The following is a 13226-nucleotide window of genomic DNA, read 5'->3' on the forward strand; positions in this document are numbered from 1 at the left end:
TGTCGACGGCTGCGCGAGGCCCTGACGCGTGCTTTCCCCAACCCCTGCTTCTTTCCTTTCATCTTTTGCTCTCTCGGATGTTATATCATTACAAAACGCAGACGGATGATATAACATTTCATAACTGATGCAGCAGCTCCCCGAATGAAAAAGCGCGATTCCCTTGCAGGAATCGCGCTTCGATGACGCGGCCAACGATGAAACGGATAACCGGAAGGGCGGGAACGGCGCCCGCCTGTCGATCAGCCCGCCTTGAATTCCTTGTTCCAGAACTCGAGCATGTCCGCCTTCTTCTCGGTCAAGCCCTTCAGGTCGTAGGCGTGCAGCAGCTTGACCTCGGCGTCCGAAAAGCCCACCCGCTTCAAGGCTTCCGGCAACTGCGCGTTGGTCACGGTGGGCGCGTAGCCCATCTTTTCGGCAAAGCCGATCTGCCCTTGCGGATCCAGCATGGCGTTCAGGTAGGCCCAGGCCGCATCCTTGTTGCGGCTGTTTTTGGCGACGGCCGCTTCAAACGACACCGGCACAGAGCCTTCCTTGGGGATGACGAAGCCCAGCGGCAGACCGCTGTCCTTCCATTGCAGCGCGCGCGCCTTCCACATGACGGCGATCGCGATTTCGCCGGACTTGAAGGCGGCGGCAACCGCTTCGTTGGACGGGTAGATGCGCGGCGCGTTGGGCTTGAGCTTGGCCAGAAAGCGCTTGCCGCCCTCGAAATCCTTGGTGTTGCCGTCCGCGCCCAGGCCCACGAAGACCGAATTGTAGAGATAGAGAATGTCGGAGAAGCCGACCTGGCCCTTCCACTTCGGATCCAGCAGCACCTGCAGCGAATCCGGCGGGGTCGGGAATTTCTCGGTGTTGTAGACCAGGGTCATCGCGCTGAAGATGTGCGGAATCGAATACGGCGTCTTCAGCGTGTCGATGGCGTTTGCCAGGTTGGGCAGCTTCTTGGTGTCCAGCGGCTCCAATGTGCCCGAGCGCTCGGCGTCGTACATGTCGACTTCGCCCAGCAGCGCCACGTCCATGCTGCCGCGGCGCGAGTTCTTTTCGGCGCGCAGCTTGGTCACGCGCCCCACGGCGTTGCCCGTGTCGTAGACCACCTTCACGTCCTGCTTGGCGACGATGGGATTGATGATCTGCTGCAGCAGGTTCTGGTAATCGCCGCCCCAGGTGCCCACCACGATTTCCTTTTCGGCCGCATTGGCCATGCCGGGCAGCCAGCCCAGGGCGGGCGCCAGGGCCAGGCCGGAGGCGGTCTTGATGAAGCCACGGCGATTCAGGTTTTTCTCTTGCATAACAACCTCGTATCGAAGGGAACTGACGACTTGCTACGATGCGCCGCGCGGCAGGCCAGTCTGGCGCGCGGCCTTGGGTTCAACAGGATTCAGACCAGCATCTGCACCGGCGCATCCGGCGAGGACGCGCGGATCTCGTCGGCCTCGATGTCACGCGCGATCACGATGATCGCGTCGCGCGCATCGGGCTGCCGCGTCAGCCGCTGCGGCAGGCTGAACGTCGAGCCGACCGACTGGATCAGGATGGGTTCCTCGCAGTCCGTGACGCGCACGACCGCCTTCACGCGCAGCAGACGGTCGCCGCACAGGCCGGCCAGGTTATCCAGCCACTCGGAAAAATCGGTCCAGCTGATGCCGCTTTGCGCGCGCGCCGCCATGACGCGGATGCGCGGATGCGCCGCGCCCTGCCCGCCTGCAGCAAGCACTCGCGCCGCAAGGCCGGCCAGGTCGGACGTGCCTTGCGACGGGGCGAACGCGGCCTGCACCGCGCGCCGGCGATCCGGTTCCGCGACGATCTCGGCAAGCGGATTCAACGCCTCGGCGCGCGCGGCGCGTTCGCCCAGCGCGCCGGGCACGGCGGGCAGCAGATCGGTCTTGGTCAATACGATGCGATGGGCCGCGCCAAACTGCGACATCGCTTCGTCCATCTCGGCCAGCGCGTCGGGATCGCGCGCGCAGTCGTCGGTGCAGACCACCGTCAGCCGCAGGCCGCGGCTGGCCAATTCCGGGTCCGCCAGCGACGCGATGATCGGGCCCGGCCGCGACAGGCCGCTGCACTCCAGCACGACGCGTTGCAACGGACCCTCGCCTTCAGGCCGGGGCGCATCCAGCAACGCGCTCAGCGTGTAGACCAGATCGCTGCGCAACGAGCAGCACACGCAGCCGTTGGCCATCAAGGTCATCGGCACGTTGTCGCTGTCGTTGGCCACGATGGCCCCGTCCACGCCAACCTCGCCCGCCTCGTTGACGATCACGCCCGTATCGCGCGATTCCGGATCGCGCAGGTAGTCCACCAGCAGCGTGGTCTTGCCGCTGCCCAGGAACCCGCACAACAGGAAAAGATCGACGGCCATCAGGTCACGTCCTCGCCCGGGTCGCCCGAGTCGCAGGGCGACCCGGCCGGCGCGCCGCCGGTGGGCGGGCGCTCGCCGTCGGGATCATCGGCCCAGCTGTCCCGCACCATGGCGCGCACGTCCGCCAGCAGTTCGGCGGTGTCGTACACCACGCCCGACTTGATGGTGGTCTGCAGGCAGCGCTTCCATTCGACCTTGGCGGTGTCGTCGTTCAGGCGCATGGCGCCGGTGCCGAACAGCAGCTTGAAGTCGGTGAGCGGATTCTGGTCGTGGATCAAGAGGTCGGCGCGCTTTTGCACGTCGATGGAGCCGGTGTCGTCATCGATGCCCAGCAGCGCCGCGCTGTGCGACGTGGCCGCGCGCAGGACCTCGATGGGATGAAAGCCCGCTTCCTGCAGCAGTTCCAGTTCGCGGATGAAGCCGAAGCCGTAGATCTGGTAGATGAAGCCCGAATCGCTGCCCGCGCAGACGCGTCCGCCCAGGTTCTTGTATTCGTTGATGAACTGCATCCACAGCCGGTAGTTCTGCTTCCATTCGATTTCGTTGGTGGTGCTCCAGCGGTACCAGTAGGCGCCGTGGCCGCCGCGCTGCGGCTGGAAGTAGCGCCACACCGCCTTCCACGTGTACTCGTCGTGCCAGTCCGCGCGGCGTGCGCGCATCAGGTCGCGGTTGGCGTCGTAGATGTTGAAGGTGGGCACGAAGGTGTGACCGATTTCCAGGAACTCGTCCATGACCTGGCGCCACTTGGCCGAACCTGGCTGCGCGGCCTGCATGAAGGTCTGGCCCGCCACCGCAAAGCGGTAGTACTCGTCGCTGTAGTTGTAGTCCGTGGGAAACGACTGCACCACGCGGTCTTCGAACAGCGCCTCGGGCAGGCCGTAGTAGTGTTCGGAGCTGGTCAGCCCCCAGCGCGCGGATTTCAGCGCATTCACGCGCGTCACCGCCATCTGGGCGTGATGGCAGCCCGAACGCAGGCCCACCTTGGCCGCCTCGTCCAGCGCCGCTTCCATGATGGCCGGCGGCGCGCCAAAGAACTTGATGCCGTCCGCGCCGCGCGCGGCCAGCTTGCGCACCCATTCGCGGCCCTGCTCCGGCGTGTGGATGGTCTTGACGCGGTCGTTCACGGCGGGAAACACGGAATGCACGATCATGCGCGGCGCCGCGATCTGATTGGCCGCGGACAGCTCGCGCTGCTCCATCGTCCAGCCCAGGCCGCCCATCGCGCCCATCTCGCGCACGGTGGTCACGCCATGCGCCAGCCACAGCTTGTAGATGTAGTCGGCGGGCGGCACGATGCCGCTCATCGCGTGATACGGCGTGCCGATGTGCGCGTGCGCGTCGACAAAGCCGGGCGTCACGAACTTGCCGTGGCAGTCGATCTCGTGATCGCCGGGGCCGGGACGGCGCTTGGGGTCGATGGCCTTGTGCGGCGTGCCCACGTTGACCAGCGCGGTGATGCGATCGTTCTCGATCACGATATCCACCGGGCCCCAGGGCGGCGCGCCGGTGCCGTCGATGATCGTGGCCCCGCGCAGGATCAGCCGCGGAAACGGCCCCAGGCCGCGGTCGCGGGGCGCGGGCGCCGAGGGCGGATGCCAACCCTTGGCCGCGTTGACGTCGCGGGATTCTTCGCCGACTTCCGATTGCGAAAACGTGGGATCGCTCATGGCCCCTACACCCCCAGGTCGTTATGTTCGATGACGCCGCCCTTCATGATGAGGCCGATGTGCTCGCCCTGCCCCAAGAGGCACGACAGGTCGCGGTACGGATCGCCGTCCACCAGCAGGATGTCGGCCAGCGCCCCTTCCTGGAGGCGGCCCAGCTGGCCGACCTGGTTCAGCACCTCGGCCGCCGTCGTGGTGGCGCACTGGATGACTTCCTGCGCGGACAGCACCTCGCGGCGGATGCGGAATTCGTCGCTTTGCAGGCGCTGTGACGGGCCCAGCAGGTCCGAGCCGTAACCGATCTTCACGCCCGCCTTCTTGTAGATCTCAAGTGAATGCAGGCCCGCGGTGCGCACCGTGGCGATCTTGGCCACGGAATCGGCCGGCAGACCGTAATCGGCGCCTTCGTTGGCCAGCGCCTCGTAGGTCACCAGCGTCGGCACCACGAACGCGCCCTTCTCGGCCATGAAACGCGCCACGCGCTCGTCGACCAGGTTGCCGTGCTCGATGGTGCGCACGCCGTTGCGGATGGCGCGCTCGATGGCGTCGGCGGTGTAGGAATGCGCCATCACGTACGTCTGGCGGCTGGCCGCCTCATCGACGATGACGCGGATTTCCTCTTCCGAGTAGCCAAAGGACGCAATGGGATCGGTGGGCGACGCCACGCCGCCCGAGGCCATCATCTTGATCTGGTCCGCGCCCATCTGCAGTTCCTGGCGCACGGCCTTGCGCACGTCGTCGATGCCGTCGGCCACGCGGCCGATGTCGCCCGCCCGGAAGCAGCAGCCGCAAAAGCTCATGGGACGCAGGTGGTCCGAACGCGGACGCGGATCGCCGTGGCCGCCCGTCTGGCTGATGGCGCGGCCCGAGATGAACAGGCGCGGTCCCTTGACCGTGCCTTCGTTGACGGCGCACTTCAGGCCCCAGCCCGCGCCGCCCGCGTCGCGCACGGTGGTAAAGCCCCGGCGCAGCATTGCCGCCATGATGGGCACCGCGCGCATCATCACCAGCGCGTCGGGCAGGACGCCCTGCGTGCTGAGATTCAACTGCGTGGCCAGCACATGCACGTGCAGGTCGATGAGGCCGGGCATCAGCGTGCGGCCCGCGGCGTCGATCACGCGCGCCGAGGACGCGGTGATCGGCTTGTCCGACACTTCCTTGATGACGCCGTCCTCCACCAGGACGTGGTGCCCTTCCAGCAGCTCGGATTGCAGCGGATCGAGCAGGTTTGCATTCTTGAACAGCACAGCGGACATGAGAATTTCCTTCGGGGATGTCTGGGTCAGGACGCCATGGTCTTGATGTAGCGCCGGTGGATCAGCCAGTTGGATATCAGTGCGATGACGAGCGTGCCGCAGACCAGGATGACCGCCAGCGCGGCGCCAAACGGCCAGTTCGAGGCTTTGGTGATCTGGTCATACAGCGCCGGCGCCATCATGGTCAGGCCCGAGCCGCCCAGCAGCACCGGCGTGGCGTACGCGTTCATGCACAGGATGAACACCAGCATCGTGCCCGCCGCCACGCCCGGCGCGGCGATCGGCAAGACGATGCGGCGGAAGGTGGTGAAGAAGCTGGCGCCCACATTGCGCGCGGCCTCTTCCACGGACAGGTCCATGCCTTCCAGCACGCTTTGCAGCGTCAGGATCAGGTACGGCATGACGACTGCCGTGGTGCCGATGACGACGGCGGTCGGCGTGTACATCAGCGTCAGCGGCTTGTCGATGATGCCCAGGCCCTGCAGCACGGCGTTGACCACGCCGGCGTTGCCCAGCGCCACCATCCAGCCGGCCGCGCGCACGACGTTGCCCACCATCAGCGGAAACACCAGCAGAATCACGAACAGGCTCTTGTAGCGGCTTTGCGTGCGCGCCAGGAAGTACGCCACCGGAAAGCCCAGCACCAGCGCCAGCACCGTGCACAGCGCCGCGATGCCCAGCGTGGTGAAGAAGATGTCGCGGTAGTAGGGGTCGCCGAAGAACTTGGCGTAGTTCTCGAACGTGAAGGCGGTCTGCATCATCTCGACCGGGTCGAAATGATTGAAGCTGTAGCGCGCCAGCTGAAGGATCGGGATCATGATGATCACCAGCACCACCAGCGAGGCCGGAAAGGCCAGCCCGGGGCCCAGCCATCGGCTGGGGCGCCCATCCTGCGTTGCGGTCGTCATGGCGCCTCCTATTGCGTGAAGGCGACGCAGTCGTCGGGCTCGAAGCACGCATAGACGCGCTCGCCGGCGGCTGGCGGCGCGCCGCGCGCACCCGCATTGACGATCTGGCTGATCAGGCGGTCGCCGCCATCGAGCTGCACCCGCACCTCAAGCACCGACCCCAGGTACAGCGACGACTCGATCACGCCCGGCAGCGCGTTGCCGCCGGACGGCTGCGTCTGCAGGCGCACGCGCTCCGGCCGCACGCCCAGATGCGTGGCGTTGCCGCCGCCCGGCGCCGCGATGCGCTGGCCGGTCTTGGTCTCGAACTGATCGCCGGCCTGGCCGCGTCCCGTGAAGACATTCATCTTGCCCAGGAAGTCCGCCACGAAGAGGTTGGCGGGCCGTTCGTACAGCGTGTCGGGCGCGCCCACCTGCTGCACGATGCCGTCGTGCATGATGGCCATGCGGTCCGCAATCGCCAGCGCCTCTTCCTGGTCGTGCGTGACAAAGACGGTGGTCAGGCCCAGGCGCCGCTGCAACGCGCGGATTTCCTCGCGCACTTCCAGGCGCAGCTTGGCGTCCAGGTTGGACAGCGGTTCATCCAGCAGGAACACCTTGGGTTCGATCGCCAGCGCGCGCGCAATCGCCACGCGCTGCTGCTGGCCGCCGGACAACTGGCGCGGATAGCGGTCGCGCAGCTCAGTCATGCGCACCATGTCCAGCACACGACGGATCTTCGCATCGCGGTCGGCCTTGGGCACCTTGTGCATTTCCAATCCGAACGCCACATTCTCGGCCACCGTCATGTGCGGAAACAGCGCATAGCGCTGGAACACCATGCCGGTATCGCGCTTGTGCACCGGCAGCCGCGTGACGTCGGTATCGCCAATGCGGATGCGCCCCGACGTCGGCGTGATAAAGCCGGCAATCATGCGCAGCGTCGTCGTCTTGCCGCAACCGCTGGGCCCCAGGAAGGTGACCAGCTCGCCTTCGGCAATCTCCAGGGAAAAATCCGACACTGCGACCGCCGCGCCGAACTGCTTGCGGATGTTTTCGATTGAGACCTTCGCCATTTCTTACACCACCTGACTGAGTTTCACGTAGCGGTCGGTCACAAGCATGATGATGCCCAACAGCAGGATTTGCACCGAGGCCACCGACGCGATGGTCGGGTCCAGGTTGAATTCGAGGTACTGCATGATCGCGATCGGCAGCGTCGTGCGACCAGGGCCCACCAGCGACAGCGACAGCTCCAGGTTCTCGAACGACACGACAAAACTGAACAGCGCCGCAGCGACGATGGACGGCCGCAGCATGGGCAGCGTCACGCGCATGAATGCCCTGGGTGCGCTTGCGCCCAGGTTGCGAGCGGCTTCCTCAATGGAGCCGTCCAGCCCGGCCATGCCCGCCGTGACCAGACGCACGGTCCACGGAATGGTGAGGCACACGTGCGCAATGACCAGACCGCCGAACGTGCCGACAAGATCCTGGTCCAGCACGTTTTCAGCGCGCAGGTAAAAGAGATAGACGGCCACGCCCGCGACGATGCCGGGAATCAGCAGCGGCGACAGCAGCAAGGTGTTGACGCCCTTGCTGCCCGCGAAGCGGTAGCGGGCAATCGCGACCGCCGCCAGCACGCCCATCACCACGCCGATGAACGCGGCCACCAGCGACACCTGCAGGCTGAAAAGGAAGCCGTTGGCGAACGCGGGGTTCTCCCAGGCCTTGACGTACCAGGAGAGCGTGTAGCCCGATGGCGGGAAATAGAGGATGGCGTCCTTGAAGAAGCTCAGCCAGACCACCAGCACGATGGGGCTAAGCATGAACGCATACATGAGAACCACGAAAACGCGGTGCAGCCACGTGGCCCACGGGATCACGCGCACTGGCTTGTCCCGCGAGACCGCGACGGCTGAATCCAAAGGAGGTGCATTATGCAAATCCGGTTCCTTTCAGCAACTGCCGGCTCGGTTTGAAACTCCTCCGAAAGACTCTGCGGTCCCTACGGTTAACCGAAGCATATCGACCGGTTGCTGCCCGGCTCAAGTAGGGATAACCCACGGCACGCCAAAACTCGCGGGTTATCCCTGCGGTAGCGCCGCCACGAGTGCAACCCGCTGCGAACACTGGCCGCGGCAGGTGCAACCTGCGCTGAAACCAGCAGCTAAAAGGCCCCCGCCATCGCTGCGCCGCCCGGGCCGCGCGTCAGGAATCGGCAGCGCGAAGCGCAGCCGATGGCGATGCGGCCGCCGCGCCGATCCACGCGGTCAGCGCCATCGACATCAGAACGAGCAGTGACGGATACAGCATGCTCAGGTTGCGCGCCTCGCCCTCGGCGGCGAACAGCAGAAAGAGCGGCACGTTGACCGCCAGCGCCATCAGCACGTGCACGCGAAACGGCGTGGGCAGCAGGCGCCAGCCGGTCGCGGCCACGCCCGCGATCATCAGCACCATCACCGCGCTCAAGCCCTTGGGCAGCGCGACGCCGTAGGTGCTTTCGGTACGGAACCAGTTGCCCGGATCCAGGAAGTAGAAGAAATTCGCGCCCGGCTGGAAGCTCACCGCGCCGCCGGGATTGCCCGCGTAGCGCATGCGCAGCGCCAGATACACGCAGCCGCAGACGAACACCAGGGCCGCCACGACGCCTGCTGCCATGACGCGCGGCAGGCTGCGCCGCAGAAACGGATACAGCGTCACCACATAGAAGAAGAACGCCTCCTTGTTCCATGTCGCCATGGCCGCGACGACGGCCAGAAGGCCCAGCCGTCCCGCTGCGCGCATGGGGCGCTCCACGGGAATGCGCCAGGCCAGCAGGATCGCGCACGCCATGAACAGCACTTCGAAGAAGTCGTAGAAGAAGCCGCCCTCGGTCAGGAAGAAGGGCAACAGCAGCGCGATGACCATCGGCGCCGCGGTGGCCGCGGCCCCGCTGGCGCCTGCCGCAAGACACACCGACCGCATGGCGAACAGCGAGCCGAGCAGCGCCGCGAAGGTCAGGTAATAGACGATGTGATAGCGCAGCGTCACGGGGGCCTGCATCGCTTCCGATTCCGGATAGCGCATCGCCAGCCCCGAGCGGCTGTTCACGCGGCGCGGCTCGGTCAGCCGTTCGGACAGACGCGCCACCGTCGCGGCCGGGAGCAAGTCCTGGATGCCGTTGGCGATGGCCGGCGCGAATTGCCGGTACACGTAGGGACGGTGGGCGGTGCCGTCCACCATGGCCGCCAGCGAATGCGGGCCATGCCCGTCGTTCAGCCGCCACTTCGTATAGAAACCGTTGAAGGCTGCCGCAGCCACCATCACGTACAACATCGCCAACAGAAAGCGGCGGTAAACCACGCTATTGAAAAAACGGATCATCGGACTTCCGAGGCGGCCGGTTGGGAGGAGCCCTGCGGGCCCAGCCATTTGGCCAGCGCCAGCGCCAGCAGGCACAACAGGGACGGATAGAGCATGCTCAGGTTGCGCATTTCGCCTGGCGAGCAGAACAACAGGAACAGCGGCAGGTTGATCGCAAGCGCCATCTGCGCGTGCCAGCGCAGAGGCTGGGGCAGGCGCGTCCAGCCGTGGATGGCAATGCCGGCAAAGGCCAGAATGCTCACGATGCTGAAGCCGCGCGGCAAGAGGACGCCATAGGTGTTCTCGGTCCGCAGCCAGTTGCCGGGGTCCACGTAAAAGCGCAGGTTGTCCCACAGCTGGTAATCGACCGTCGAGCCGGGGTTGCCCGCGTAGCGCAGGCGCAGCGCCAGATAGACGCAGCCGCTTACCAGCAGCAGCACGCCCGCCACGCCTGCGGCGTGCAGCCGCGGCAGGTTGCGCCGCAAGAGCGGATAGAGCGCGGGCATGAAAAAGAAGAAGGCTTCCTTGTTCCAGGTGGCCAGCCCGGCCAGCGCCACCAACGCGCACAGCCGCACCGGCGTCTGGCGCGATGCGCCCAGCGCCAGCAGCACGGCGCTCATGATGAACATCAGTTCGACGAAGTCATAGAAGAAGCCGCCCTCGGTCAGAAAGAACGGCACCACCATCGCAAGCAGCGCGGGCGCGATCGTGGCGGCCGCGGCGCCGGCCCCCGCCTGCAGCGCTACGCGGCGCATGACGAAAAGCGAGGTCAGCAGCGCGGCAAAGGTCAGGTAGTAGACCAGGTGATAGCGCAGGGTCACGGCCGGCATGAGGGCCTCGGACCCTGGATAGCGCATCGCCAGGCCCGAGCGGCTGTCCACCCGCCGGGGTTCGGCAAGGCGTTCGGACAGGCGCGCCACGGTGGACGGCGGCAGCAGCGACTGGATGCCATTGGCCAGCGCCGGCACGAACTGGCGATACACATAGGGGCGGTAGGCCGTGCCCTCGACCATCTGCGCCAGCCCGAGGGCCGCGTGGCCGTCGTTGAGACGCCACTTCGTGTAGAAGCCGTTCATGACGGCCGCCGCCACCACCACGTAGGCGCAGCAGAGCAGGAACCCGCGGTACCACGCGCCATTGAAGAAACGTTGCATGCCTGTGCCCGCCTATTTCGAAATCAGGAAGACGCCAATGGCGATGAACGCCGCGCCCGCCATCCGCAGGACGGTGATGGTTTCCGTGCCGGACAACAAGCCGTAGGCAAAGACGCCCGCGATGGCAAAAGCCACCATCAACGGGTAGGCCAGCGTCAGATCCAGCTGGCGCAGCGCCAGCGCATAAAAACCAAAACCCAGTCCGTACGCGCCGATGGCGGCCAGATAGGGCAGCCCCTGGCTCAGCAGGGACGGCGCGGCCGCTTGTGCGGCGCTGCTTCCTGCCGCCTTGAGCGCCACGCTAGCCGCCACGCTACAGGCCCCGCTGAGGATCAGCCAAAGATATGCCATGTCTACGTCCTTACAAGCAAAACCACCACGGCCACCCAGGCCAGCACCGCCAGGCGTATCTGGTTGTCGGCAAGCAGATCGCGGCCCGGCTCTTCGCCCGATCCGCCCTTGTACAGCAGGTACAGATAGCGAAATACGCCAAACGTGACAATGGGCAGCGTGATGATCAGATGCTGCGTCCCGTGCAGCGCGGCGGTGTCCGAGTCCACCGTGTAAAGGCCATACGCCAGCAGCGTCGTGCTGGCGGTAATGGCCACCAGAATGTCCAGCAGTTGCGGGGAATAGTGCCGCAGCACGGTGCGCGTGCTGCCCGCCGACGCTGGCGCATCCAGGGGCGCCGAGGCAATCTCGGCGCGCCGCTTGGCAAAGCCCAGGAACAGGGTCAGCATGAAACTGCACAGCAGCATCCAGCGCGACGGGACGATGCCCACCGCGTAAGTGCCACAGGCCAGGCGGATCATGAAGCCGGATGCGATGCAGAACACATCGACCAGCACCTTGTGCTTCAGGCTCAGCGTGTAGGCAATGTTCAGGGTCAGGTAACCGGCCACGGCCAGCGCGACCGGCCACAATCCGCACGCGAGCGGCAGGCCCAGCGCCACGCCGAACAGCACCGCGATCAGCGCGCGGGCGGCGGGCAGGCTCACCCGGCCGCTGGCGATGGCGCGCAGCCGTTTCTTGGGGTGGGCCGCGTCGGCGGCGCGGTCGTAGTAGTCGTTCAGGACATACACCGCGCTGGAGGCCAGGCAGAACGCCACGAAACCCACACCCACCGCGAACACCAGCGCCGGGTCGGACCAGCCGTGGCTGAAGATCAGGCCGATCAGCACGAAGCCGTTCTTCAGCCACTGCTGCGGACGCAAGAGGGAAAGCAATGCGGTCATGGCTTGACCGCCTGCCCGCGATACCACGCGTGGTGCGCCGCATCGATGAGCCACTGGTCGCCGCGGCTGTCGCCGTAGGCGTGCAGTTCGTATTGGTCCGTGCCGCCGAAACGTTCGGTCAGGCGCCGCAGCTTTTCGGGCCCCCAGCAGTTGTGGCCGTCAAAGTCGCCGGTCAGGCGGCCCTGCGCGTCCACCGCCATGCGCGTGCAGATAAGGTCGTCGAACCCCAGGTATCGCGCCACTTCTTCCAGGTAGATATCGGGAGACGCGCTGATCAGCACGCAGCGGTCGCCGCGCTGCTGGTGCCAGCGTAGACGCTCGATAAGCGCGGGCCGCAGCGGGATGGTGTGCACCCAGGCGCGGGCGACGTGGGCCAGCTGGGCGCGCGGACGTCCGCGCAACGCGGCGCGGCACAGTGATCTTTTTGCGTCTTCGTTGCTGCGCAGGCGCATGGCAAAGGCCGCCAGCGCCGGGGCGGTTTGCAAGAGCGCCGTCAGAAAACGGACCCACGACAGATGGGCCAGGAAGGGGACGAACGTATCGCGCTGGGTGAGCGTGCCGTCAAAATCGAAGGCCGCGATCACCCGCGTGGAATCGGGAAACTGCGTCTGTGTAGCCATACTGCTTTCGCGGCGGCGCCCAGGCAGGGCATGACGTCGCAAACTGTGCCGGAAAATGCGTCGGCGCCCAAGGCGCGAACGCGTAATGTCAGACGCAGGGCTGCGCGATGCAGTCCTGCGGTGAAGCCTATGCGTTTTATTTCAAATTTTGTGTGTTTGTAACACACTTAATGACAATTCATCATAGCCTGCCCACCGGGCGAGCAAGGCCAAAAGCACCGCGCGATTCCTGCCGTTTTTCGCGCGGCAAGGGCCTCAGGCCTGCTCTGCCTTCTTGAATGCGCCTTCCTCTTCCAGCACCTGGTTGGCCACCTTGAAAGCGTCCAGCCCCGCGGGAATGCCGCAGTACACCGTGGCCTGCAAAAGGATCTCCTTGATCTCTTCGACCGTCACGCCGTTGTTCAGGGCGCCCTTGACGTGCAGCTTGATCTCGGCCGGACGGTTCAGCGCCGTCAGCATGGCCAGATTGAGCATGCTGCGCGTTTTCTTCTCCAGCCCGGGACGGCCCCACGTATAGCCCCAGCACCACTCCGTGGTGATGTTCTGGAAGGCCATCATGAAGTCGTTGGCGCGCGCCAGCGATCCGTCGACATAATCGGCGCCGAGCACTTCGCGGCGCAGCGCCAGGCCTTGATCGAACAGCGCCTGGGTATCTTTCTGAGTGTCTGCCATGGGTTCCTCCGGGATCGTGGCGGCGGGCATC

13 protein-coding genes are annotated in these 13226 nt (G+C 65.8%); all 13 read right to left on the reverse strand.

The window, feature by feature from the left end; all coding sequences use genetic code 11:
• Positions 1-242: 242 nt before the first annotated feature.
• Positions 243-1292, reverse strand: a complete 1050-nt coding sequence (locus V6V88_RS25485; RefSeq protein ID WP_056319935.1) for an ABC transporter substrate-binding protein — start codon at positions 1290-1292, stop codon at positions 243-245.
• Positions 1293-1381: 89 nt separating this feature from the next.
• Positions 1382-2365 (reverse strand): CobW family GTP-binding protein, encoded by a 984-nt coding sequence (locus V6V88_RS25490; RefSeq protein ID WP_223573434.1) that lies wholly within the window; start codon positions 2363-2365, stop codon positions 1382-1384.
• A complete protein-coding gene (locus V6V88_RS25495) occupies positions 2365-4032 on the reverse strand; it encodes an amidohydrolase family protein (RefSeq protein ID WP_180097316.1) in 1668 nt (555 codons plus the stop codon). Before V6V88_RS25495 ends, V6V88_RS25490 begins: the two co-directional genes overlap by 1 nt.
• A 5-nt stretch (positions 4033-4037) precedes the next feature.
• Positions 4038-5285 (reverse strand): amidohydrolase family protein, encoded by a 1248-nt coding sequence (locus V6V88_RS25500; RefSeq protein ID WP_223573435.1) that lies wholly within the window; start codon positions 5283-5285, stop codon positions 4038-4040.
• A gap of 26 nt (positions 5286-5311) precedes the next feature.
• Positions 5312-6193, reverse strand: a complete 882-nt coding sequence (locus tag V6V88_RS25505; RefSeq protein WP_056319944.1) for an ABC transporter permease — start codon at positions 6191-6193, stop codon at positions 5312-5314.
• 8 nt (positions 6194-6201) lie between these two features.
• On the reverse strand, positions 6202-7248 hold the full coding sequence (locus V6V88_RS25510) for an ABC transporter ATP-binding protein (protein WP_223573436.1): 1047 nt from the start codon (positions 7246-7248) through the stop codon (positions 6202-6204).
• A gap of 3 nt (positions 7249-7251) precedes the next feature.
• A complete protein-coding gene (locus V6V88_RS25515) occupies positions 7252-8097 on the reverse strand; it encodes an ABC transporter permease (RefSeq protein WP_223573437.1) in 846 nt (281 codons plus the stop codon).
• Positions 8098-8380: 283 nt separating this feature from the next.
• Entirely contained in the window at positions 8381-9535 is a 1155-nt protein-coding gene (locus V6V88_RS25520) for a hypothetical protein (RefSeq protein ID WP_223573438.1), read from the reverse strand.
• Complete coding sequence (locus tag V6V88_RS25525; protein ID WP_338616944.1) at positions 9532-10668, reverse strand: hypothetical protein; 1137 nt, start codon at positions 10666-10668, stop codon at positions 9532-9534. Before V6V88_RS25525 ends, V6V88_RS25520 begins: the two co-directional genes overlap by 4 nt.
• 12 nt (positions 10669-10680) lie before the next feature.
• Complete coding sequence (locus V6V88_RS25530; protein ID WP_062838996.1) at positions 10681-11019, reverse strand: hypothetical protein; 339 nt, start codon at positions 11017-11019, stop codon at positions 10681-10683.
• 2 nt (positions 11020-11021) lie between these two features.
• Positions 11022-11903 carry a decaprenyl-phosphate phosphoribosyltransferase gene (locus V6V88_RS25535; protein ID WP_223573440.1) on the reverse strand — a complete coding sequence of 294 codons (882 nt, stop codon included), beginning with the start codon at positions 11901-11903 and terminating at the stop codon, positions 11022-11024.
• Positions 11900-12523 carry an HAD-IB family hydrolase gene (locus V6V88_RS25540; RefSeq protein WP_223573441.1) on the reverse strand — a complete coding sequence of 208 codons (624 nt, stop codon included), beginning with the start codon at positions 12521-12523 and terminating at the stop codon, positions 11900-11902. The genes V6V88_RS25535 and V6V88_RS25540 overlap by 4 nt, the downstream gene beginning before the upstream one ends.
• Before the next feature lie 255 nt (positions 12524-12778).
• Complete coding sequence (locus tag V6V88_RS25545) at positions 12779-13195, reverse strand: carboxymuconolactone decarboxylase family protein (RefSeq protein WP_280003332.1); 417 nt, start codon at positions 13193-13195, stop codon at positions 12779-12781.
• Positions 13196-13226: the final 31 nt, after the last annotated feature.

Source organism: Achromobacter sp. E1, assembly GCF_037039475.1.
GTDB lineage: Bacteria > Pseudomonadota > Gammaproteobacteria > Burkholderiales > Burkholderiaceae_B > Achromobacter > Achromobacter mucicolens.